The sequence below is a fragment of the Chloroflexota bacterium genome (assembly GCA_013152435.1).
Taxonomy (GTDB): Bacteria; Chloroflexota; Anaerolineae; order DUEN01; family DUEN01; genus DUEN01.
Window position 1 is genome coordinate 1 of sequence record JAADGJ010000015.1, and the last position, 23102, is coordinate 23102.

The following is a 23102-nucleotide window of genomic DNA, read 5'->3' on the forward strand; positions in this document are numbered from 1 at the left end:
TATGAAGTTGATCTATCGGGATAAGGTGTGGGAGTTGAAGGGGGGCATGACCGTACGGGATGCCATCTTGAAGGTCGGCTTGAATCCGGAGAGCGTATTGGCGACGCGTGATGGGAAGGTGATCAACGAGGAGGAGATCACCCGGGACGACGATGAGATCAAGCTGGTCGCCGTCATCTCGGGGGGAAGCGATTTCCCCTTGGGTGGATCTCGTTGACTTGTCATCGTCTTTCATCTGGGGTACGCCTGTCGGGTAGGCGTAAGGAGAAGAGGGTATGAGAGGGATGCGGTGTCGGAAGTGTGGCGCCCGTGCCGTGATCAATATGCGGCACCACAAGCTGGCGCTGTGTGAGGACCATTATCTGGAGTGGTTCGTCAACCAGACTCAGCGGGCCATCGAGAAATATCGGATGTTCCGGCGGGAGCATCGGGTGTTGGTGGCCGTGTCGGGAGGCAAGGACAGCCTCAGTCTCTGGGATGTGTTGTTGCGTTTGGGGTATGAGGCGGACGGGTTGTATATCGGGCTGGGAATCGATGACGAGCTGGGCTACTCGGATGTATCCCTGGAGAAGGTACGGGCGTTCCATGCCCGGTACCCGGATCGCCAGTTGCACATTGTGGATATGCGGGAGACGTACGGCGAATCCATCCCGGACCTGGCCCGGCGCACGCGGCGCGGGCGTGGCAAGCCGTGCGCGGTGTGCGGGCTGGCCAAGCGCCACATCATGAACCGGGTGGCGTTGGAGGGGGAATACTTCGCGTTGGCGACCGGGCATAACCTGGATGACGAGGCAGCCGTGCTCTTCCAGAACGTGTTGCACTGGCAGACCGGCTACCTGGCGCGGCAGGCCCCCGTGCTGGAGGAAGGGGAGGGATTGGCTCGGAAGGTGAAGCCGTTGTGCCGCTTCTACGAGCGAGAGGTGGCGGCCTACGCGCTGATCCGTGGCATCGACTACATTTATGAGGAGTGTCCCTATTCGGTGGGGGCTAAGACGATCTATTACAAGGAGCTGCTAAACCAGCTGGAGCATAGATCGCCCGGCGCCAAGCACCAATTTTATCTCCAGTTCCTGGAGGCGCGCCGGCGGGGACAGATCACCTTCGGCGGCGGCAGGGGGGATATCGATTTGCACCCGTGCGAACGGTGTGGACAGCCGACGACGGCGCCGGGGCTGTGCGCTTTCTGTCGTTTGTGGGAGGATCGGCCGGTCCCCGTCCAGCCCGCTTCTGTGGGGGACTCGTGATCTGGGTGGGAACCAACGCATACCGCAGCGGATGGAGGGTTGAGAGCTGACATGGACCGTCCCTACAAATACTTCGATCTGGTGATGGCGCTGTTCGTGACCGTCCTGTTGGTGAGCAACATCGCCTCCTCGGCCAAGATCATCGATTGGGGCGTCTCGTTGTTCGGCCTGCCCCTGGCCTTTGACGCGGGAACCCTGCTGTTTCCCGTCTCCTACATTTTCGGAGATGTGCTCACGGAGGTGTACGGGTATCGGCGCTCGCGGCGGGTGATCTGGACCGGCTTCGCGTGCGCCGCGTTGATGGGGTTGACCTTCTGGGTGGTCGCCCGGCTGCCCGGCGAGGCCTCCTGGGAGGCGTATGCGGGGCAGGAGGCCTATGATGCCATCCTGGGCGGGGTGAGCAATGGTGGCATCATCCTGGCCAGCCTGGTGGCGTATTTCGCCGGCGAGTTCTCCAACTCCTACACGTTGGCGAAGATGAAGATCTGGACCGGCGGGCGGTGGCTGTGGACGCGCACCATCGGCTCCACGCTGGTGGGGGAAGGGGTGGATACCGTGCTCTTCGTCGTGATCGCGTCCGCCTTCGGCGTCTTCCCCTGGTCCGTGGCGCTGAGCATCATCGTCTCCAACTACATTTTCAAGGTGGGGATCGAGGCGTTGTTCACCCCGCTGACCTATCGCGTGGTGAACACGCTGAAGCGGGTGGAGCGCGAGGATTACTTTGACTATGACACGAACTTCAACCCGTTCCATCTCGAAGGGCTGCAGCCGTGAATGATATACAGGATCTGTTGCCGGGGCCGGAGGAGCTGCCGGAGGATCATCGATCCGGCTTCGTGGCCGTCATCGGGCGCCCCAATGTGGGCAAGTCCACGCTGATGAACGCCTACCTGGGGCAGAAGGTCGCCATCGTCTCGCCGAAGCCCCAGACGACGCGCAACCGCCTGCTGGGGATCCTCACCCGGCCGGATGCGCAGATCATCTTCGTCGATACGCCGGGGATTCACAGGCCCAAGCACAAGCTGGGCGAGTACATGCGGGAGCAGGCCCTCATCGCGATCCCGGATGCGGATGTGGTGCTGTGGCTGGTGGACGTCTCCGTGCTCCCCACGGAGGAGGACGAGGAGATCGCTGATCTGCTGGCGAGGCGCAGGCACTCGGCGCCGCTGGTCATGGGCATGAACAAGGTGGATCTGCTGGCGCCCGAGGATGTGCCGGATCGGACGGCGGTCTACCGGGAGTTGCTGGCCCGGGCGGCCCCGGAGCAGCTCGATCCGCCCTGGATGCTGATCTCGGCCGTGCGCGGCGATGGCCGTGATGAGCTGTTGGACCTGTTGATTTCGCTGTTGCCGCTGGGGCCGCGCTACTACCCGCCCGATCAGATCACCGATCAGCAGGAGCGCTTCATCGTGGCCGAGCTGATTCGCGAGCAGGCGCTGCACCATCTCCGTCAAGAGGTCCCGCACGGGGTCGCCGTCGTGGTCGACGAGTTCAAAGAGCGCTCGGCCGAGATGACCTATATCAGCGCCACTATCTATGTGGAGCGAGACAGCCACAAGGGGATCGTCCTGGGGCGTGAGGGCAGCATGTTGAAGCGTATCGGCCAGGCGGCGCGACAGGAGATCGAGCAGCTCTTAGGGACCCGGGTCTACCTGGATTTGTGGGTCAAGGTGCGGCCACGCTGGCGGCGCGATGAGAAGGCGTTGCGCTATTTGGGTTACCCCCTGCCGCGTACACGCAAGCGGAAGTAGCGTCCCCGGCGGCGTATCCGGCTTCCTCCTGGGTGTCGCCGGGTGGTCATCCATCCCCCAGATCCTGCACCAATAAAGGATGCACTCTCTATCTCCCGCATTGCACCGACCCGTAGGGTCTGCTATAATGGGCTCACCTGCGCCTGACGGGGTGCGGCTCACGGCTGATCGGGATCCTGCGGATCCCCGTGGATCGAATGCTCACCTCGGCCCCTTATTCCTCCTCTATGAGGGGCCGCCACCGTTGTAGTTTCTCCATGGGATAGGTGTGGAAGATGAAACGATACCTGTGGCGCCTGATCATCATGCTCGTCGTCGTGGTGGTCGTGTTCGCCTTGTATCGCCGGTTGACCATTGGGCCTCCACCGTTGACCCCCTTCCTGGAGTCGCCCTATCCTCTCAATCTGGCCCATCGGGGCGGCGCGGCCCTGGCGCCGGAGAACACGATGGTGGCCTTTGAGCGGGCATTGGCGTTGGGAGCGGATGGCCTGGATCTGGATGTGCGCGCGTCCCGGGATGGGGAGCTGGTGGTCATCCATGACGAGACCGTGGATCGCACAACCGACGGCACCGGCCGGGTGTCTGACATGACGTTGGCCGAGCTGCAGGCGCTGGATGCGGGCTACCGATACTCCGTCGATAACGGCCAGACCTTTCCCTATCGAGGGCAGGGGGTGAAGATCCCGACATTGCGGGAGGTGTTGTCGGCTTTCCCGGATGCGCGGGTCAACATCGAGATCAAGCAGGTGGATCCGCCTATCGAGAAGGCGCTGGCGGATCTGATCCTGGAGATGGGCGCGCAGGAGCGGGTGATGGTGGTGGCCGCGGATGGCGACGTGATCGAGCGGTTCCGCCACCTGGCGCCGGATGTGGCGACGGCGGCGGCGAGGGGCGAGGTCACGTGGTTCTACTGGATGCAGCGGCTCCGGCTGGACGCCTTCTACCGCCCCACGGCCAGCGCGTTGCAGGTGCCGGAGCGGTCGGGGGATGTGGTGTTGGTGACGCCCAGGTTCGTGGAGGCCGCCCACGCCAGGGGGATGAAGGTGATCGTGTGGACGGTGAACACGCCCGATCGCATGCGGCGGCTGTTGCAGATGGGCGTCGATGGGATCATCACCGATCGCCCAGACCTCCTGCGCCAGGTGCGGGCAGAGGTTGCCTATTAGCCCATGGGATGCTTTTCCCTGTTCTCCAGCATGTCCCTTGATCTTTCGTTGAGCAGGCAGGAGGCAGGGGGCAGATGACCCGCCGGGGCGCCCGTGCGAGGGAGAATCCCCGGCGATCTGAGGTTTTTGTGATGCTGCCTGACGTTTGGACCGGATAGGTTTCCGTTCTCCACTTGGGAGGTGTGAGCATGCTGGTCGGTGAGCGAATGCGTCGAGATCCCGTGACGGTGACCGAGGACGTGGGGATCGGCGAGGCGCTGCGTATCATGCGTGAGAACAAGATCCGTCGCCTGCCGGTGCTTGACCGGCATGGCAAGCTGGTGGGGATCGTCTCCGAAAAGGACCTGTTGCACGCTTCCCCATCGCCGGCGACCTCGCTGGACATATACGAGTTGCATTACCTGCTGTCGAAGTTGACGGTCAAGAAGGTGATGACCTCGCCGGTGGTCACGGTGGATGAGCAGACGCCGTTGGAGGAAGCCGCTCGCATCATGGCGGACAATCGGATCGGCGGGCTGCCGGTGGTTCACGGCGATGAATTGGTGGGGATCATCACCGAGACGGATCTGTTCAAGATCTTCCTGGAGCTGCTGGGCGCGCGCGATTCGGGCGTGCGTCTGACGCTGGAGGTGCCCGATCGACGGGGATTGCTGGCCGATTTGACCAGCGCGATCGCGGGCATCGGCGGCAACATCATCAGCCTGGGAACGTTTGCCGGCGATGAGCCGGGCACGGCGTTGATCACGGTGAAGGTATCCGATGTCTCCGAGCAGGCCCTGCTGGAGGCCATCTCGCACATCGATGGAAAGGTGATCGATATCCGGACCACGTGAGTCGGGAGCTGGTTCATGGATGGGCGTCGACGCCCCTGCGCAGAGCGGGGGCGTTCGTTGTCAACGGGGCGCTCGCCGGTTCCGGTGGCGCCGAGGATCGTTCGTGTGGTGGATAGAGGAGAACGCGCGTCATGGAAGTGAGGTTGTTGGGGTACACGAGGTTCAACCCTGCGCTCTCCGCCGCGTCGGACCTGGGCGATGTGAGCACGATGCTGGAGTCCTCCGTGGGGACGGAACAGGAGCGTTTGGCGGAGTTCGCAGCTCGCGTATGCTATCGGTCGACGGATCGGATGGGACACAACCCCGCGTTCATTCAGGCGCGTGTGCGCGAGGGACACGAGGACGTGATCGAGCACGTGTCATTCGTCGTGCACGTGACCGATGTGGATGAGGGAGATGTCCTCCAGGTGGACGGCCCGGTGCGGTGGCGGATGGTCAATCGCCATCTGGAAGTGACGCCCCGGGGGGACGGCTGGGTCGTCTCGGGGAACGCTCGCGTCTGGCTGGATCTGTTCCGTAGGGGGCTGGCCTTAAGCGTGTTGCCGCTGGTGCAGCCCCTCGCCCCCTCGTTCTATGCGGAGTTGGCCACGCCGGAGGAGAGCGCATGAAGGTGACTCTGTTGGCGTATACTCAGCCGTTGATCACGGATCCGGACCTGGCCCGGGATCATAACACGGCGACCTTCCTGATCGAGGGGGTCAGCCGGGCGGCCACGCACCAGATCGTCCGCCATCGTCTGGCCAGCATCTCCCAGGAGAGCCAGCGCTATGTCTCCCTGGACAAGGGGGGATGGGGGTTCATCGTGCCGCCCGAGGTCGATGGGAACCCGGAGGCTAGGGAGATCCTGGATCAGGCCTGGGAGGACCTGACCGAGGCATATGAGAGGCTGCGGAAGTTGGGGATCCGCAAGGAGGATGCCCGGTTCCTGTTGCCCAACGCGGCGGAGACCCGGTTGGTCATCTCCATGAACTTCGCCGCCTGGCGGCACTTCTGCCGGCTGCGCTGTGACAAGGCGTCCCAATGGGAGATCCGGGCGGTGGCGTTCGAGATCCTGCGCCAGCTCCACGGGCTGGTCCCGGCCGCCTTCCAGGATCTGTACAATACCTTCTTACGCGACACGTAATACGCAACACGCAACACGCAATACGCAGCACGCAACACGCAGTGCGCAATCCGTGTTTCGTATCGCGTATTATGTGTCGAACACCACCGTGGCCTCCCAGCCGTCGGGCGTCTTTTGCACGCTGAGGTTGTGGTAGGTCACGGCTTTGATATGCGCCCGTTCCCCGTAGCCGGGGACGCCGCCGATCCGGGCTCTGATGCGGGTCTCCGTCGCCTCATCGATGACGAAGCGGGTGTAGGATTCTCCCGTCGTCTCCGACTGGTAGAGCAGCTCGCTTAGCCAGGTGACCAGGAGCCCCTCTCGATCTGGGGCCTCCACCTCGATCTCGCGCCAGACGTGAGGATCCGCGGCCATGTCCACCTCCTCCATCGCATACATGGCGGCCCCCGCCTGGCTCAGCAGGTCGGCGAAGTCCCGGCCGAAGATCCGGATGCTCCAGTCGGCCGTGTGTTCGATCTCCTCGAAGCGCGGCGGCTCCGGCGCCAGCGCCCGGCGTGTGTTGGCGATGTCCTGCTGGACCTGAGCGATCAGGTCATCCACGTGGGCGAACCGCCGCTCCGGGCGCAGACGAAGCACGAACTCCAGGCGCACCGTCGCGTCGTAAAGATCCCCTTTGAAGTCCAGGATGTGTGCCTCCACCGTGGGATGCCCGTTGTCGAAGGTGGGGCGCACGCCGATGTTCGTGGCGGCCGGGAGACGCCGGCCGTCGACATGGCACCAGGTGGCGTAGACGCCGTGAGCGGGGATCAGGCGCTCCGGCGGCACATCCAGATTGGCGGTGGGCAGCCCGATGGATCGACCCCGCCCGGCCCCCCGGATGACCTTCCCCTCCAGCCAGTAGGGACGGCCGAGCATCTGCCTGGCCAGATCCACGTCGCCGTTTGCCAGGATACGACGGATATGCCCGCTACGCACCTCTCGTCCGGCGATCTGGATGGGCTGGATCACCTCCACGGTGAATCCCATCTCAGCGCCCAGTTGCCGCAGCCTCTCCACATCGCCCTCTCGGTTTCGCCCCAGGGCGAAGTCGGGCCCCACCCACAGGCGACGGAGGCCCAGATGATCCACCAGCGCCTGCATGAAGGCGGCCGCCGTCATGCGGGCCGTATCCTTTGTGAAGGAGTAGATGACCACGAAGTCCAGGCCGAGCGACTCCAACAGGGTCAGCCGCTCGTCCAGGGTGGTCAGGTAGGCCAATGGGGTGTGGGGCCGCAGCACTTGAAGAGGGTGGGGGGTAAACGTGAGGGCCCCCGCTGTGCGGCCCGTCTCTTGTGCTGCGGCCACCAGCTGCTCGATCAGAGCCTGGTGGCCTTTGTGAACACCATCAAAGTTCCCGATCGTAAGCTCACATCCGTTCGGCGCGATCCCGTCTGGTAATCCTCGGTAGATGTTCATATGTCGATGTTCAACCCAGCACTTTATGTGGTCGCCAGACGTCGCGTTCGGCGTCGAAGCGAAGGATGGCGATGAGATCCCCCTCTGGGGAGATCCCGGCTGCCAGCGCCTGATCGGCCCCTGTGGGCCCGGGTACCGGTCGACCGAAGCGCACGGCCTGCGCGTCCTGTGCGGATAAGGGGATCTGAGGCATATCCCTCACCGCCTCGATGAGGGGGAGCACCCGCTGTCGCCATTCGCCGGTCGCGATCAGCGGCTCCAGATCGGGCAGGGGGATGGCCTGATCCTCCGTGAACGGGCCGGAGGCGGTACGTCGCAGGTCGACCAGGTGGGCGCCGCATCCGATGGCCTGCCCCAGATCGTGGGCCAGGGAGCGGATATACGTCCCCGCGGAGCAGGCGATCTCCAGTGACAGGTCGGGGGGCGCCCACCGGAGCAGGCGGATCTCGTGGATGGTCACCTGTCGTGAGGGCAGAACGATCTGCTCGCCCCGACGCACCCGGCGATGTGCGGGCGTTCCGGCAACCTTCACCGCCGAGTAGGCGGGGGGACGCTGCGTGATCGTGCCCTGGAACGCGCGCAAATAGGCGGATAGCTCCTCCTCCGACAACGTTGGGACGGGCTTCCGCTCGACGACCTCCCCCTCGGCGTCATACGTGTCGGTGACCTCGCCCAGGCGGATGGTGGCCCGGTAGCGCTTGTCATGTCCCTGCAGATACTCGGCGAGGCGGGTGGCCCGGCCCAGGCACAGGACCAGGACCCCGGTCGCCAGGGGGTCCAGAGTGCCGGCATGCCCGATCCGGCGTTGCCCGATCAGGCGACGCACCCTGGCGACCACGTCATGCGATGTCCACCCGGCCTCTTTGTCTATGATCAGCAGCCCGTGGACCATCGGTGATCGTCGATGTGTGCTCACCCGCCACCCTGGTGCTTCAGCGATTCTTCCAGTGCGGCCAATACGCGCTCCTGCGCCTCCTCCAGGGGGGCCTGGATGACGCAGCCTGCGGCCTGGGGGTGCCCGCCGCCGCCCAATGCCAGGGCAACTTGGCTGACGTCGAACCCGGGTTTGGCGCGCATGCCGACCTCGATCTTGTTGTTCTCCCGCTCCGTGAAGACAACGGCGACGTCGGCCTCATTGGCGGAGACCAACACGTTCACCAATCCCCCGTCCCCGTTGTCGTTGACGCCCGTCTCCTCTCGCATCTTCCGGGTGACCACGCTCCAGAGGATACGCCCGCGCAGCTGCATCCGTGGCAGCGCCATGCCCCACAGGCGCAGGACGGCCAAAGGCTTGCGATTGAGCGCCTGGTCCGTGACCAGGTTCAGGTCGGCGCCCGCCTCCATGAGGCGTGTGGCGATGGCCAGGCTGCGGGGCGTCGTGTTCGACGTGCGGAAGCCACGCGTGTCCGTGACGACGCCGCATAGAAGGCACTGGGCGGTCTTAAGGTCCAGCGGAGCGCCCAGCTTCTCGATCAGCTCATAGATCATCTCGGCGGTGGCTGCGGCCGTCGTGTCCACCCAGTTCACGGAGCCGAAGTACAGGTTCGTGACGTGATGGTCGATCACGATCGTCGGCACGTCCATCTCTTGCACGCGTTGCCACGGCGGCCCCAGCCGCTGTGGGTCCGAAGCGTCCAGCCCGATCACCAGGTCGAAGGAGTCCTTGGCCTCCCGGACGATGTCCTGGTGGCCCGGCAGGAAATAGAACGGCTGCGGGACCGGATCTGCGCAGACGAGAGTCGGGCGTTTGCCCAGGGCGCGCAGTGCCCACCCCAATCCCAGTAGCGATCCGATAGCATCCCCGTCCGGTGAGATATGCGTGATGACCAGGATGCGATCCGCTTTTTCGATGAGTGCGAGGATGCGTGAATCCATGGCTCTAGGTTTCTTCTCCTGCTTCTGCTTCCTGCTCATGTAAGCTCTCGATGATCTCGTCAATGCGCCGTGCTCGCGCCAGCGTCTCGTCGATGTGGAAGGTGAGGGCGGGCACGTACCGCAGGATCACACGGCGGGCCAGTTCACGGCGCAGATAACCGGAGGCATGCCCCAGCGCCGCCAGGATGTTGGGCTCATCCTCCGGGGTGCCCAGGTGGCTGACGTACACATGCGCGTGGCGCAGATCCGGGCTGACCTCCACCGCAGTCACGGTGACGAATTCCAGGCGCGGGTCATGAAGCTCCAGCGCGATCATCACGCCGAGCTCTTCCATGAGCATATCCGCTACTCTACGTTGTCGACGAGTTGTGCTCATCATCGTATCCGTTTGCACGTCTCGGGGGTGAGCCTCCCCGGCCGCAATCGGCCGGAAAGCTCACCTGCCCGTGCTTTTCATGCCTCCACCAGCTGTTCCACCCGGCAGAATTCCAGGATGTCCCCTTCCTCAAAGTCGTCGAAGCCCTCCAGGGCGATGCCGCACTCGAAGTCCTGTCGGACCTCGGTCACATCCTCCTGGAACCGCTTGAGGGAGGCGACACGTCCCTCGTGGATCACCGTGCCCTGGCGCTTGACGCGCACCAATGCGTTCCGGGTGACCACCCCATCCGTGACGTAGCAGCCGGCGACTTTGCCGCGCCTCGGAATGCGGAAGACCTGGCGCACCTCTGCATGTCCGATGACGATCTCCTCGAACTCGGGCTCCATCATGCCCTTCAGAGCCCGTTCGATATCCTCGATGAGATGATAGATGACGTTATAAAGACGGATCTCCACGCCCTCGGCCTCGGCCATCCGGTGGGCGGCTGCGTCCACGTTGACGTTGAAGCCGATGACGATGGCCTTGGAGGCGACGGCCAGCATGACATCTGACTCGCTGATGTTGCCCAGACCTTGATGCAGGATCCGCAGCTGCACTTCCTCGCGATCCTCGTTCAGCCGTTGCAGCGAGTTGACGATGGGCTCCAGGGAGCCCTGGACGTCGGCCTTCAGGATCAGGTTCAGATCCTTGACCTCGCCCGCCTGGACCTGGCTGAAGATGTCCTCCAGGCTGACGGCTTTGGTGGTGGGCTGGCGCTCCCGCTGTTGTCGCTCCTCCGCGCGCTGGGCGGCGATGGATCGGGCGGTTCGCTCGTCGCTGACCACCTCGAAGATCGCCCCCGCCGGTGGGACGCCGGAGAGCCCGGTGACCTGCACGGGGGTGGCGGGTGTTGCCTCCTTGACGTTCTTGCCGTGCTCATCGAACATGGCGCGCACCCGTCCCCACACCTCGCCGACGACGAGATTGTCCCCGACGTGCAGGGTTCCATTCTGCACCAACAACGTGGCCATGGGGCCGCGTGTGCGGTCCAGCCCGCTCTCGATCACGGTGCCCATGGCCGGCCGGTTCGGGTTGGCCTTCAACCCTTCCAGCTCGGTGACCAGCAGGATGTTCTCCAGCAGCTCCTGCACGCCCTCTCCCATGGTGGCGCACACGGGCACCATGATGGTGTCGCCGCCCCAGTCCTCCGGCACCAGTCCCAGATCCGCGAGCTGCTGCTTGACGCGCTCGATGTTGGCGTTGGGCTTGTCGATCTTGGTCAGGGCCACGATGATCGGCACGCCGGCGGCACGGGCGTGATCGAGCGCCTCTCGAGTCTGCGGCATGACGCCATCGTCGGCGGCGACCACCAGGACGACCAGGTCGGTGACCTGGGCGCCGCGGGCGCGCATGGCGGTGAAGGCCTCATGGCCCGGCGTGTCCAGGAACGTGATCTTGCGACCGTCCAGCTCCACCTGATAGGCGCCGATATGCTGCGTGATGCCGCCGGCCTCGCCCTCCACCACATGTGTGTGCCGGATCGCGTCCAGCAGCGTGGTCTTGCCGTGGTCCACGTGGCCGAGCACCGTGACCACGGGCGGGCGCGGCTCCAGATCCTCGGGCCTTTCCGATTCGAGCACCTTCTGCCAGAGGGTCTTCGGGCCGGCCAGCTCCGCCTCCTCCTCGGCGGCCTCCGGCTCCTCGGGCTGGATCGGCTTGACCTCGACGCCCATCTCCTCTCCGACGATGACGGCGGTGTCGAAATCGATGGTCTGGTTGATGGCCGCCATCACGCCAAAGTTCATGAGCACTTTGATCACATCGATAGGGCTGCGGCCCATCATATCGGCCAGATCACGAACGGTGATGGTCTCCGGTATCTCGATCTCCGTCGGCGTCTTGGATTGTTGCTTCTCAGCGTTGGCCACCGCTACAGCCGATTCCTGGGCCTTGGCGTCTCGGCGATCCTGCCGGGCGCGATGGTTCGTGCGCCTGCGAGGCCTTCGTGAGGCACCTCCTCGTCTGCGCGGTCTGTTTTGAGCCATACTCTCTTCTCCTTTCCGTCGGCCGGGCGAGCATAACCTACCGTCCGGGCCCGTGCGGAAGCACAGGCCGACATGGTGTGGCCGACGCGTCGTGCTATCCAGTTTGCCGGAGGGGCCAAGGGAAAAATCGGCCGTGAGGTGGGTGAGAACCCAATTGGCCTATGCGAGGGCGAAAGGGGGGAACCGGGTGTGGAGCTGGATCCTGGATCCTACTCGTGCATGGTCCGTTCCCTTTCGCCCGGCCCGTCTCCGGACTTCCACTCTCGGCGTTTTTGGGCTTGGGCGTCCATGACGTGGCGCCGCACCTCAGGCTGGAGCATCTGCTCCAGCTCCTTGTCCTTCCTGGGTCTCCGCGGGCGCCAGCTCCCTGGCGTATGCCTCCAACATAGCCAGTGCTTCGGCATCAATGTGCGTCTTCAGCGCATGTTCCAACCGTCGCCCTCCGGAGGCCAGGATCTTTTGCCAACACTCCTGTGATCGACACAGGTAAGCGCCGCGTCCGGATCGTTTCCCCGTGGGATCGATGACTACCTCTCCCTCCGGGGTGCGCACGATCCGGACGAGCTCCCGCTTGCTTTGCACCTTGCGACAGGCGATGCATGTCCGTTGCGGTACGTGTCGGCGGCGCATGATCACAACTCGATATGGTTAGAAATCGTAGTCTTCGTCGAACTCATCCCAGGCCTCGGGGGAGCGCTTATGGCGCCGCAGCGCGATCGTCTGCCCCGTCTCCTCGTCGTAGATCAGCCGACGGCGCTTGCTCTTCTTCTTCCGCTTCTTGCGCTTCCCATCCCCGCTCTCCTCGATATCCTCCTCGTCATCGAGCTCCTCGATGTCGTCCAGCACGATATCCAGCTCCTGGATATCCAGCGGGGACTCGGCGGCCTCCTCCGTCGGCTCTGCGGCCTCTGGGATGCTTACCTCTTCTTCCGTCAGATCCGCCGCCTCGGGGGCCTCGACCTCCGGCTCGGCCACCGGGGGCTCCTCGGCGCTGGCCTCCTCAGGCTCCGCCGTGGGCTCCTGGGAGGGCGCCTCGGCGCCTTCCTCCTCGACGACGGACGGTTCGGCCTCCGCTTCGACCGGCTTCAGCGGCGTCAGTTCCTGCCCATCCACCATCACGGCCTCCAGCGCCTCATCGAAGGCGTGCGTGCGAGCGGATTCGTTCTGGCTGGACTGACGCAGGATCTCCTCGGCGACGGCCAACAGATCGCGTTCGCTGCTGGCCTGGATGGCCTCCTCCATGCGGCGTCGCTCGATGGCCAGCCGGTCCAGGCCCTCCTCCGCCGCCTCGGTCTCGCTCTTGATATCGATGCGCCATCCGGTCAGCTTGGCCGCCAGGCGGGCGTTTTGGCCCTCCTTGCCGATGGCCAGCGAGAGCTGATTATCCGGGACGATGACGATGGCCGTCCGGCCTTCCGGCGCCTCCTCCAGGATGACGTCCGAGACCTTCGCGGGGCTGAGGGCGTTCGCGATGAACGTGGCCGTGTCCGAGCTCCACTCCACCACGTCGATCTTCTCGCCGTTCAGCTCGTTGACGATGGCCTGGATGCGCATGCCGCGCATGCCCACGCAGGACCCCACGGGATCCACCCCCGGCTGTAGGGGGGCGACGGCCACCTTGGAGCGTTGTCCGGGCTCGCGAGCGATGGCCTTGATCTCCACGCTCCCCTGGAAGATCTCGGGGACCTCCTTCTCCAGGAGCCGGCGCAGCAGGTTTCGGTGTGAGCGGGAGAGCCGGATGATGGGGCCCCGGTTCCCGCGATGGACCTCCACCAGCAGGGCGCGCACCGTGTGTCCAGGGCGGTAGCGCTCTGAGGGGATCTGGTCCTCCTTGGTCATGGTCCCCTCGGCCCGGTCCAGGTTTACCGTGACCGTGCCGGTGCTGTAATCGACGCTCTGCACCTTGCCCTGGATGATCTCGCCAACGCGCTCCTCGAAGTACTGGTAGACGGTCTCACGCTCGGCCTCTTTGATCCGTTGCAGGATGACCTGCTTGGCCGTCTGCGCGGCGATACGGCCGAAGTTGCTGGGTGTGCTCTCGATCGCCACCCGGTCGCCCAGTTGCGCGTCCGGATCGATCTTGCGAGCCTCCTCCAGCGTGATCTGGGTCCTGGGATCCGTGACCTCTTCGACGACCTCTTTTTGGGCGTAGATGCTGATCGCCCCCGTCTCGGGATCGATGCGCGCGACGACGTTGGCGGCCGTCCCGAAGTTTCGACGGTATGCTGAGATCAAGGCGGCCTCGATCGCCTCTAAGATCACTTGCTTCGAGAGTTCTTTCTCCGCAGCGATTTGGTTAATAGCCCGGATCAGCTCGCTGTTCATGTTATACTCCGCACCTCATGCTACTGCGCTGACCTGTCGTTCGCAAAAGCTCCTTACAGCAAGAAAAGTGGGGGCTGCCCACTTTTCCGGAAAGCTACGATCTTTAGCGATCGAATTTTACCATATTTCCTGGGGAGAGGCAAACCTTTGCGCTCGTGGTGGGTGCGTCTTTTCGATGGGGAAGCTGTGACGCCTTGCCATTTCCATCCCCAGATGCTACAATTTCCGTGCCGTGGGGCATTGCAGAGCGGGAACTGCCCGGATCACGACGTCGGGAGGGTCCCCTTTGCGTGTGCAAGAGCCTGTGTAAGCCGGGTGGGAGCTCGTGGGGCGTGGGCCCGTTCCTGAACTGCCCGGCGTTCTTGTGCGCGGGAGGCGTCCGCTGGCGCTCTCGAGGGAACGTATCGTTCTCCCGAGACGTTGGGATCCATGGGGCGTGAGGTACCCTTGTTGCGGATGAGGCCAGGTCGGGCCAGGCGGCTCTGCATTTTCCCATGAGCATGGAGGGATATTCGCACCTCGAGATGGGGTGTCATCGCATTCTCAACGACAGGAAGTGACGTTTTATGCGTATCCGTCCCGCCGACCTGCATGATCTGAGCCCTTGTTTCAACCTGGATGCCTCCTATGAGACGGATTACGTCTGGCAGCTGGAGCTTCGGGAGGATGAATCCGGCATCGCGGTCCAGTTCCGCCCAACGCGCCTGCCCCGGACGATGGCGGTGACCTATCCGCCGCGCGGGGAGAGCCTGCTGGCCCACTGGGAACGTGGGGAATGCGTGTACGTAGCGGCCGAGGGGCGTGATGTGAAGGGATATGTGGAGGTGGTCGCCCAGCCGGATCAGGGCCTGGCGTGGGTGTATAATCTGATCGTGGACAAACCTCACCGTCGTCAGGGGCTGGGCACCTCGCTGACCTCCGCCGCGATCCAGTGGGCCCAGGCGAGAGGCCTGGAGCGCCTGATGGTGCCCGTGCAGAGCAAGAATTACCCTGCGATCTGCTTCTGCCAGAAGTTGGGCTTTGAGTTCTGCGGTTTCAACGATCGTTACTTCGCCAATCGGGATATTGCCCTGTTTTTTGGACGTAATTTGACGTAATCGTGTCCTTTAGAAGATCTTATGACGCAACCCTTTGGTGTCGATTGGACGGGGCTCCTGTCCTTTGCCGATCTCGTTCTCGCTTCGGCCATCCTGGTCTTTACCTTCTCGCTTCTGGTTTACCTGCTGATCTACAACTGGCGCAACGGGGTGGCGCAAGGATTTGGGGCATTGCTCGCGGGCGTGGCCCTGGTCTACGCCTGTGATGTCGTCCTGCCCCGCGTGGAGACGCCACGTGCGGCCACGCTCTGGCTGCGGTTCCAGTGGCTGGGTATCAGCTTCGTCCCGGCCGCCTATCTCCACTTCTCCGATGCGCTATTGCGCACGACCAACTCCCTGTCCAACCGCCGTCGATGGCTCGTGCGGTTCAGCTATCTCCTGAGCGCCATCCTGTGTGGGTTGGCGTTCTTCACCGATTGGATCGTGCGGGATGGCGTCTTCGCCCCGCCCATCACCCACCTGGCCCCCGGCCCACTGTTCCGGGGTTTCACCGTCTATTTCGTCCTCACGGTCCTGTACGGAGCCTATAACATCCATCGGGCTCGCGTCCGGTGTCTGACGCCGGCCTCCCGGCGGCGCATGACCTACCTGGCTGCGGCCTTCGTCGCCCCCGCGCTGGGCGTCTTCCCGTATCTGGTCCTGGTCAGCGCGCCGGAGCCGGTCCCCTCCAGCCTGGTGCTCTCCCTCAGCCTGATCGGCAACATGGGGGTGGGGGCGATGCTGGTGCTGATGTCGTACAGCGTCGCCTATTATGGCGTGCTCACGCCCGATCGCGTGGTGAAGCATCGCCTGATCCACTACCTGCTGCGGGGGCCGGTGGTGGGATCTGCGGTCATCGTGGCCATGCTGCTGATCCCCAAGGTCGAGGCGATCCTGGGGCTGCCGCGCGACACGGTGATCGTCTTCGCCGTGATGATCGTGGTCGTTTTGGGGCAGCTTCTGGTGGACCTGGCCAAGCCGTTCATCGATCGCGTGATCTACTGGCAGGACGAGGAGGAGATCGGGCTGATCCAGGAGCTGGATCGGCGGTTGCTGACGTCCGGCGACCTCCGTCAGTTCCTGGAGCACGTGTTGATCGCGATCTGCGAGCGGTTGCGGATCCCCTCCGGCTTCGTGGCCGTCATCCGGGACCGGGAGTTGTACCTGGAGGCCTCGTGTGGCATCGCCGAGGAGGCGCAGAAGGTGTTGGCGGCGGAGGATTGGGTGGCCGTCTTGCAATCCCTGGGCCAGCCGGGGGCGGGACGGGCCAACGATCACGGGCCTTTGCAGTGCGTCAGCCGGGCGGGGTATTGGATCTGGCCGCTGCGCTCCAGTCAAGGCGGGCGGTTGCTGGGCCTGTTGGCCGTGCAGGCGCGCACGGAGGAGCCGCTGTTGACCGAGGAGGAGGGGCAAACGGTTGCCATGCTGCTGCGGCGCGCGGAGACAGCCCTGGAGGATCGGCAGCTGCAGCAGACGGTGTTCCTGGCGTTGCAGCGCATCATGCCGGAGCTGGAGCGTATCCAGGCGTGGCGCGGCGCGGTGCCTTACGCGGGTGGGATCGCGTTGCCTGAGGAGGATGTCCCGGCGGTGGACATGAAGGAGCTCCAGCGCTGGGTGAAGGATGCGCTCAGCCATTACTGGGGCGGGCCCAAGCTGACGCGTAGCCCCCTGCTGCGGCTGCGCGTTGTGAACCACGCGCTGGAGGAGGAGGGGGGGAATCCGGCGCGGGCGTTGCGTGCCGTGTTGACGCAGGCCATCGAACGGCTGCGGCCGCCGGGCGAGCGCCACATGACCGCGGCGGAGTGGCTGCTGTACAACATCCTGGATCTGAAGTTCATTCAGGGCATGCGGGTGCGGGAGGTGGCCCGCCGGCTGGCGATGAGCGAGTCGGACCTGTATCGCAAGCAGCGGGTGGCCATCGCCGAGGTGGCCCGGGTGCTGGCGGAGATGGAGGCCCGGGAGGCAGGGATTTCGTATGATTCCTTACAAATGCTTGACAAAGATACCCCCCCTGCCTATAATGATTATGATTTAATGGGCGGACGTTCGCCGAAGGCAAGCGAGAGTGATTGAGGACAGGGGCAACGGATGATCCCTTGGATCAGTGGCAAGGCCCGTTGGATGTTGCAATACGGAACAGGTGGTGGGAAAGTCTCGGCTGCTGCCTGATGGAAAGTGGCCGGGACTTTTTGTGTCGGCTTTGCGCTTTCCACATCGCAGTGATGCACGGCGTCGTGTGCGGAGGATCCGTTAGATGATCGGTTCCCCGATCGATGGGGGATGGTGGTTCGATACGAGAGGTTTCAACAGTTCGTGTGGGTTGGGGAGGATGTATGAGCGAGCCATGGCACAGTGACAGCAGCTCGGAGGATGATCTGGAGGAAGGGTACTGGCAATCCCTGCTCAACGATGGGGAGATCGTGTCGTCGCCGCCGCCGGAGGAGATGGAGGAGGCATCTTTCGCCCGTGTCGGCGGGGTGGGCACCGGAGCAAGCCGTTCCTGGGAGGAGGATTGGCGGGAGGCCGAGCGAGCCAAGGCATGTATGCAGGTGCTCTCCTTGCCCGTGACGGGCTACAACCGGGGAGGCCTGCTGGTTCAGTTCAAGCGATTGAGCGGTTTCGTGCCGGCCTCGCATTTGGCGGATTGGCCGAGGTTGTTGAGCCCCGGCGAGCGTTTGCAGATGCTGGCCCAGTGGGTGGGTAAGACCATCGACGTATGCATCATCGAGATCGATCGGGCCGAAGGGCGTCTGGTGATGTCGGAGCGCGCGGTGCAGGAGGGGCATCGCGGTCGTGAGGTGTTGCAATCTTTGAAGCCGGGGGAGGTCCGTCGCGGCCGCGTGACCAATTTGCGCCCCTTCGGCGCGTTCGTGGACCTGGGGGGCATTGAGGGATTGATCCACATCTCCGAGCTCTCCTGGGGGCGTATCGCACATCCTAGCGAGGTGGTGCGCCCGGGGGACGAGGTGGATGTGTACGTGATCAGCGTGGATTGTGAGCAGCGCAAGATCGCTCTCAGCTTGAGGCGTTTGAAGCCGAATCCATGGGAGGGTGTGGCAGAGCGCTACCAGGTGGGGCAGATCGTCACCGGCGTGATCACCAATGTGGTCGGCTTTGGCGCGTTCGCGCGCATTGAGGACGGATTGGAAGGCCTGATCCATATCTCCGAGCTGGCCGAGGGACAGTTCCTCCACCCGCGCAACGTGGTGAAAGAAGGGGACCGGGTGCGGGTGCGCATCCTCAACATCGATCCGGAGAACCATCGGATGGGGTTGAGCATGCGGCGTGTGTGGCAGGAGGAGCCAGGCCCTTCTGCCGAGGAGGAGGCCCCGCCGAATGAGCCGGTGAGCTCGGATACTCGGGAGCCGGCCACTGCCTGGTAGCGGACGAGATTCCCAACATCGGGGTTAGGATGACCAAACGACGCGGTTCGCGCCGCCTGGTGAGTCGCGAGCGGGCGCGATCCTCTTGGGGTGCCCGCTGGTGGCGGCGCATCATTGAATGGGAAAAGAACAGATTGGGCCAGTCCGCGGTGGTGGGGCTGGCCCTGTTTGCGCTTGGAGCCTGGGGGATCGTGGCCCTGTTGGGCGGCCTGCCCGGGCGAGCCTTCCTGCTGCGGGTTTGCGGATGGGGGGCGTACCCGCTGGCGCTTGGCCTGATCGGAGGGGGCGTGTTCCTGCTCCTGGGCGAGCGCGCTCGGCAGCTCTGGCGGTGGGAGGTCCTCGTCGGCGTCGAGCTGGCCTGGTTGGGCGCGTTGACCCTCACCCAGCTGGTGGGGGGAGATGAAGCGCTCGCTGCGGGACCGCAGGAGCTCCACGGGGGCGGCCTGGTGGGATGGGTGCTGGCGAGCCTCTTCGATCGAGCTTTTGGCGGCCCGGGCGCGTGGGTCCTGGCGCTGGCCATGACGCTGGCGGGGGGATGGCTGGTGTGGTACTTCCTCCCGGAGATCGCCGCCGAGCGTGTCCGGGAGGTTTGGTCCGTGGTGTGGAGCGTGGCTGCTCCGCGCATTCGTATCGAGGGCTTGCCTGGCGCTCCGGCGGAGGAGGAAGAGGCCGAGGATGAAGCCGAGGAGCCCGTGTCCAGAGTGAAGACGCGCGGGGCTCGACGCAAGGTCGGAAAGCGGCGCTCCGCCCGTCCACGGCCGGTGAAATCGCGATCACGTCCCGACTCGCTGCCTCCCATGGACCTGCTGGCGCCGGACGAAGGCGCCAGCACCGGCGATGTGGCCGCTCGGGATCGAGCGAACCTGATCGAGCGCACCCTGTCCAGTTTCGGCGTGCCCGTTCGGGTGGTGGAGGTCAACGTGGGGCCGGCCGTGACCCAGTTCGGCGTGGAGCCGCTCTACATCGAGCGCGGTGGCCGTCGGCGCAAGGTGCGGGTCAGCCGGATCCAGGCGCTGGCCAACGATCTGGCCCTGGCATTGGCTGCCCCCGCCGTGCGGATCGAGGCGCCCGTCCCCGGACGTCCCTACGTGGGGATCGAGGTGCCCAACTCGAACACGGCCCTGGTCAATTTGCGGGGGATCATGGAGTCGCCCGAGTTCCAGCGATTGCGATCCCCCCTGGCCATAGCGCTGGGGCGTGGCGTCTCCGGCGCGCCCGCGGTGGCCGATCTGACGCACATGCCTCACCTCCTCATCGCCGGGGCGACCGGATCGGGCAAGTCGGTCTGCGTGAACTCCATCGTGACCTGCCTGCTGATGAACAACGGCCCCGATCGGCTGCGCTTCCTGATGGTGGACCCCAAGATGGTGGAGCTGGTGGGGTACAACGGGATTCCACACCTGCTGGCCCCGGTCGTGACCGATCTGGAGCAGGTGGTGGGCGCGTTGGTCTGGCTGACGCTCCAGATGGACGAGCGGTATCGGAAGTTCAACGCGCTGGGGGTGCGAAACCTGGAGGCGTACAATCGCAAGGTGGCCCGCCGGAAGGGGGACGAGGGGCCGCTGCCATATATCGTCGTGGTCATCGACGAGCTGGCGGATCTCATGATGACGGCGCCGGAGGAGGTGGAACGGCACATCTGCCGTCTGGCGCAGATGGCCCGGGCGACGGGGATCCACCTGGTGATCGCCACGCAGCGGCCCAGCGTGGACGTGGTGACGGGTCTGATCAAGGCCAACTTCCCGGCCCGGATCGCCTTCGCGGTGACCTCGCAGATCGACTCCCGGGTGATCCTGGACCAGCCGGGGGCGGAGAAGTTGCTGGGGCGCGGGGATATGCTGTTCATGGCGCCGGAGTCCAGCAAGCTGCAGCGCATTCAGGGGTGCTTCGTGTCGGACAATGAGATCCGGGCGGTGGTGGATTTCTGGCGGGAGCGCAACCCGGAGGAGCCGGTGGTGGCGGATTCCCTGCTTCCCTGGGCCAGCCTGCTGGACGAGATGGAGGCACGGGATGATCTGCTGGAGCAGGCCTTGCGGGAGATCGAGGGACGGGAGCGGGTTTCCGCTTCCATGTTGCAACGCCGTTTGCACATCGGTTACCCGCGTGCGGCTCGCCTGATCGAGCAGTTGGAGGAGATGGGGGTCGTGGGTCCGGATGAGGGGGGCGGTCGTTCACGTCGGGTGTTGCTGTCCTCCTCGAATGGGGATGGAGACGATGAGGAGGAGGACGAGGCGTTGTTCGATTGAGCTGTGGCAGAACGAGTTGACAGGACAGAGGGGCGCTCGTATAATGGCAGGCGGGCATGGGCGAATAGCTCAGGTGGTATGAGCGCCTCGCTTACAACGAGGAGGTCGTAGGTTCGAGTCCTACTTCGCCCACCTGGGAACGCCTGGTCGCGTGATGACACGTGGCCAGGCGTTCTTTGCTTCTTAGAGTGTGTCTGAGGAATGCCGTTGCTTCTGCTGTGGGAGCCCCTCCGGAAAAAGCCCTTCTTTTGCCCTCGACTTGCCTGGCCTCGGCCTGGGTCCTGCGGAAAGAGCCGAGAGAGGCAGGTGCAGGCCGGAAGAGTGGGATTTCCGTGGAGGGGAGGACCCCTCCACACCTCCCCCTGTGGAGCTGGCAGTTGAGGGAGCCCCCTCAGACATCTTGCCGGTAAACTTTCAGACACACTCTAAGATCATAGCTGGCCGGGCTCCCATGCCCGGCCAGTGGCAGTGTGGGAGCTGCCGCTGCTGGTCCAGGCATCTAGATTGCTCACGATTCTTCCCGTTAGCATAGTCGTGAACTGTTGCCCGGGAGAGAGGGGGACCGCTCTCAGCGGCTGCCTTGGTTATAATCCCCAACCTGGCGTCAAGGGGTTTGTAAGGATTTCACAATTGCTTTTCATAGGTATTGATGTTATAATCTCCCACTAAGGGAAACCCTCTTCCATTTCATCTAAGGCACCGGTGCCGATTGCGAGTCTCATCAACGGTGATGGGATGTGTCGCCTCATTCCAGCACGCCGATGATGAGAACGTTATGCACACGACTGCATCCTCGCCTGTCCTCTTGCAGATTCACGGTCTTGGTAAAGCTTTTCACGGCCTTCAAGCGTTACTCGATTATCATTTGACGCTTTATACCGGTGAGTTACTGGGGATCATCGGGCCCAATGGCGCGGGGAAGACCACCCTCTTCAACCTGATCACCGGTGTTTTGAAGCCGACGCAGGGCCGCATCCTCTTCGGTGATCGGGATATCACCGGCCTGGCTCCCGAGGCCATCTGCCGACTGGGCATCGCCCGAACCTTTCAGAACGTCCGCCTGTTTCCATCTATCTCCGCGCTGGAGAACGTTCGGATCAGCCTGCAGATGCACCAATCGGCGGGGTTGTGGGAGACCCTGATGGGGCTCCCGAGCTTCCGTCGGAGTGAGCGCGTGCTACACGAGGAGGCCGGCGAGCTGCTGCGCCTCTTCGGCCTGGAGGCCTATCAGGACGTCCCGGCCCGCAGCCTGCCCTACGGGCTCCAGCGCAAGCTGGAGATGGCCAGCGCGCTGGCCCTGCGCCCCCGTCTGCTCCTGTTGGACGAGCCCGCGGCCGGGATGAACCCCAGCGAGACGGAAGAGCTCATGGCGCTGATCCGGCGCATCCGCGATGAGTTCGATCTCACCATTATCCTCATCGAGCACAACATGCGGGTCGTGATGAACGTCTGCGAGCGCATCCAGGCCTTGAACTACGGCGCCGTCATCGCCGAGGGCACGCCAGAGGAGATCCAGAACCATCCCGAGGTGATCGAGGCATATCTGGGACAGCGAGAGGTGATGGAATACCACTGATGCTAGAGCTGGAAGACGTCCACGTCTATTATGGGCACATTCATGCCCTCAGAGGGATCTCCCTCTCCGTCGAGGAAGGGGAGATCGTCACCATCGTGGGGAGCAACGGCGCCGGGAAGACCACGACGCTGATGACCATCTCAGGGTTGTTGCGTCCCCGGCAGGGGACCCTGCGTTACAAGGGGCGTGATCTGACCCGGATGGCGCCCCATGAGATCGTGCGGGCCGGCATCTCCCACTGCCCGGAGGGGCGTCAGATCTTCGCCCAGTTGACCGTGACGGAGAATCTGATCCTGGGGGCGTACCATCGAAAGGATCGGCAGGCGATCCTGCAGGACCGGGCGTGGGTGGAGGAGCTGTTCCCGATCCTGGCCGAGCGCCGGAATCAGCGGGCGGGCACGTTGAGCGGCGGAGAGCAGCAGATGCTGGCCATCGCCCGGGCGCTTATGAGCCGTCCCACGGTCCTGCTGCTGGATGAGCCCTCCCTGGGCCTGGCCCCTCTGGTGGTCGCTCGCATCTTTGAGGTCATCCGGCTGTTGCGGGAGCGCGGCGTCACGATCCTGTTGGTGGAGCAGAACGCTTATCAGGCCCTGCACGTCGCCGACCGGGCTTACGTGCTGGAGACGGGACAGATCCGGCTTCAGGGGCCGGCGCGGGAGTTGGCGGATGATCCGGCCGTGAAGGAAGCCTACCTGGGAGGATAGCC

General features: G+C 64.2%; 21 protein-coding genes and 1 tRNA gene. 15 read left to right on the plus strand and 7 right to left on the minus strand.

Translation table 11 applies throughout. The features are described from left to right. The 8 genes from GXP39_02105 to thyX form a co-directional block, all read left to right on the plus strand. Positions 1–217 (plus strand): MoaD/ThiS family protein (locus GXP39_02105; GenBank protein NOZ26829.1); only part of this gene is annotated, 217 nt, incomplete at its 5' end. A 67-nt stretch (positions 218–284) separates the two neighbouring features. Continuing rightward, positions 285–1244, plus strand: coding sequence for an adenine nucleotide alpha hydrolase family protein (locus GXP39_02110; GenBank protein ID NOZ26830.1), 960 nt, complete (start codon positions 285–287; stop codon positions 1242–1244). A gap of 51 nt (positions 1245–1295) precedes the next feature. After that, positions 1296–2018 carry a queuosine precursor transporter gene (locus GXP39_02115; GenBank protein ID NOZ26831.1) on the plus strand — a complete coding sequence of 241 codons (723 nt, stop codon included), beginning with the start codon at positions 1296–1298 and terminating at the stop codon, positions 2016–2018. 35 nt (positions 2019–2053) lie between these two features. Beyond that, the gene (locus tag GXP39_02120; protein NOZ26832.1) at positions 2054–2995 is read left to right on the plus strand and encodes a GTPase Era; all 942 of its coding nucleotides are present in this window, start codon (positions 2054–2056) and stop codon (positions 2993–2995) included. Between the two features lie 275 nt (positions 2996–3270). Beyond that, positions 3271–4161, plus strand: a complete 891-nt coding sequence (locus GXP39_02125) for a glycerophosphodiester phosphodiesterase (GenBank protein NOZ26833.1) — start codon at positions 3271–3273, stop codon at positions 4159–4161. Between the two features lie 188 nt (positions 4162–4349). After that, positions 4350–4994 (plus strand): CBS domain-containing protein, encoded by a 645-nt coding sequence (locus GXP39_02130; GenBank protein NOZ26834.1) that lies wholly within the window; start codon positions 4350–4352, stop codon positions 4992–4994. 209 nt (positions 4995–5203) lie between these two features. Then, on the plus strand, positions 5204–5602 hold the full coding sequence (locus GXP39_02135) for an FAD-dependent thymidylate synthase (GenBank protein ID NOZ26835.1): 399 nt from the start codon (positions 5204–5206) through the stop codon (positions 5600–5602). After that, positions 5599–6117, plus strand: a complete 519-nt coding sequence (thyX, locus tag GXP39_02140) for an FAD-dependent thymidylate synthase (GenBank protein NOZ26836.1) — start codon at positions 5599–5601, stop codon at positions 6115–6117. The genes GXP39_02135 and thyX overlap by 4 nt, the downstream gene beginning before the upstream one ends. Positions 6118–6186: 69 nt before the next feature. Here the strand turns inward: thyX and GXP39_02145 are convergent, their stop codons facing one another. The 7 genes from GXP39_02145 to nusA form a co-directional block, all read right to left on the minus strand. Then, positions 6187–7512 carry a bifunctional riboflavin kinase/FAD synthetase gene (locus GXP39_02145; GenBank protein ID NOZ26837.1) on the minus strand — a complete coding sequence of 442 codons (1326 nt, stop codon included), beginning with the start codon at positions 7510–7512 and terminating at the stop codon, positions 6187–6189. 10 nt (positions 7513–7522) lie between these two features. Beyond that, positions 7523–8404 (minus strand): tRNA pseudouridine(55) synthase TruB, encoded by an 882-nt coding sequence (gene truB, locus GXP39_02150; protein ID NOZ26838.1) that lies wholly within the window; start codon positions 8402–8404, stop codon positions 7523–7525. Positions 8405–8424: 20 nt separating this feature from the next. Further along, a complete protein-coding gene (locus GXP39_02155; protein ID NOZ26839.1) occupies positions 8425–9387 on the minus strand; it encodes a bifunctional oligoribonuclease/PAP phosphatase NrnA in 963 nt (320 codons plus the stop codon). Between the two features lie 4 nt (positions 9388–9391). Next, a complete protein-coding gene (gene rbfA / locus GXP39_02160; protein NOZ26840.1) occupies positions 9392–9721 on the minus strand; it encodes a 30S ribosome-binding factor RbfA in 330 nt (109 codons plus the stop codon). 119 nt (positions 9722–9840) lie between these two features. Continuing rightward, positions 9841–11790: a translation initiation factor IF-2 gene (gene infB / locus GXP39_02165; GenBank protein NOZ26841.1), complete on the minus strand. Its 1950-nt coding sequence runs from the start codon at positions 11788–11790 to the stop codon at positions 9841–9843. A 306-nt stretch (positions 11791–12096) separates the two neighbouring features. Beyond that, entirely contained in the window at positions 12097–12420 is a 324-nt protein-coding gene (locus GXP39_02170) for a YlxR family protein (GenBank protein ID NOZ26842.1), read from the minus strand. 18 nt (positions 12421–12438) lie between these two features. After that, entirely contained in the window at positions 12439–14115 is a 1677-nt protein-coding gene (nusA, locus tag GXP39_02175; GenBank protein ID NOZ26843.1) for a transcription termination/antitermination protein NusA, read from the minus strand. A 566-nt stretch (positions 14116–14681) separates the two neighbouring features. Here nusA and GXP39_02180 point away from each other — a divergent pair. The 7 genes from GXP39_02180 (at position 14682) to GXP39_02210 (ending at position 23100) form a co-directional block, all read left to right on the plus strand. Beyond that, positions 14682–15212, plus strand: coding sequence for a GNAT family N-acetyltransferase (locus GXP39_02180; GenBank protein NOZ26844.1), 531 nt, complete (start codon positions 14682–14684; stop codon positions 15210–15212). Positions 15213–15233: 21 nt separating this feature from the next. After that, a complete protein-coding gene (locus tag GXP39_02185; protein ID NOZ26845.1) occupies positions 15234–17264 on the plus strand; it encodes a hypothetical protein in 2031 nt (676 codons plus the stop codon). Positions 17265–17524: 260 nt separating this feature from the next. Next, entirely contained in the window at positions 17525–18574 is a 1050-nt protein-coding gene (locus GXP39_02190) for a S1 RNA-binding domain-containing protein (protein NOZ26846.1), read from the plus strand. A gap of 29 nt (positions 18575–18603) precedes the next feature. Then, positions 18604–20820 carry a DNA translocase FtsK gene (locus tag GXP39_02195; protein ID NOZ26847.1) on the plus strand — a complete coding sequence of 739 codons (2217 nt, stop codon included), beginning with the start codon at positions 18604–18606 and terminating at the stop codon, positions 20818–20820. Positions 20821–20878: 58 nt separating this feature from the next. Continuing rightward, a tRNA-Val gene (locus GXP39_02200) sits at positions 20879–20952 on the plus strand. 643 nt (positions 20953–21595) lie between these two features. Next, a complete protein-coding gene (locus GXP39_02205) occupies positions 21596–22396 on the plus strand; it encodes an ABC transporter ATP-binding protein (protein ID NOZ26848.1) in 801 nt (266 codons plus the stop codon). Then, positions 22396–23100, plus strand: a complete 705-nt coding sequence (locus GXP39_02210) for an ABC transporter ATP-binding protein (GenBank protein NOZ26849.1) — start codon at positions 22396–22398, stop codon at positions 23098–23100. Before GXP39_02205 ends, GXP39_02210 begins: the two co-directional genes overlap by 1 nt. The last annotated feature ends 2 nt before the right edge of the window (positions 23101–23102 follow it).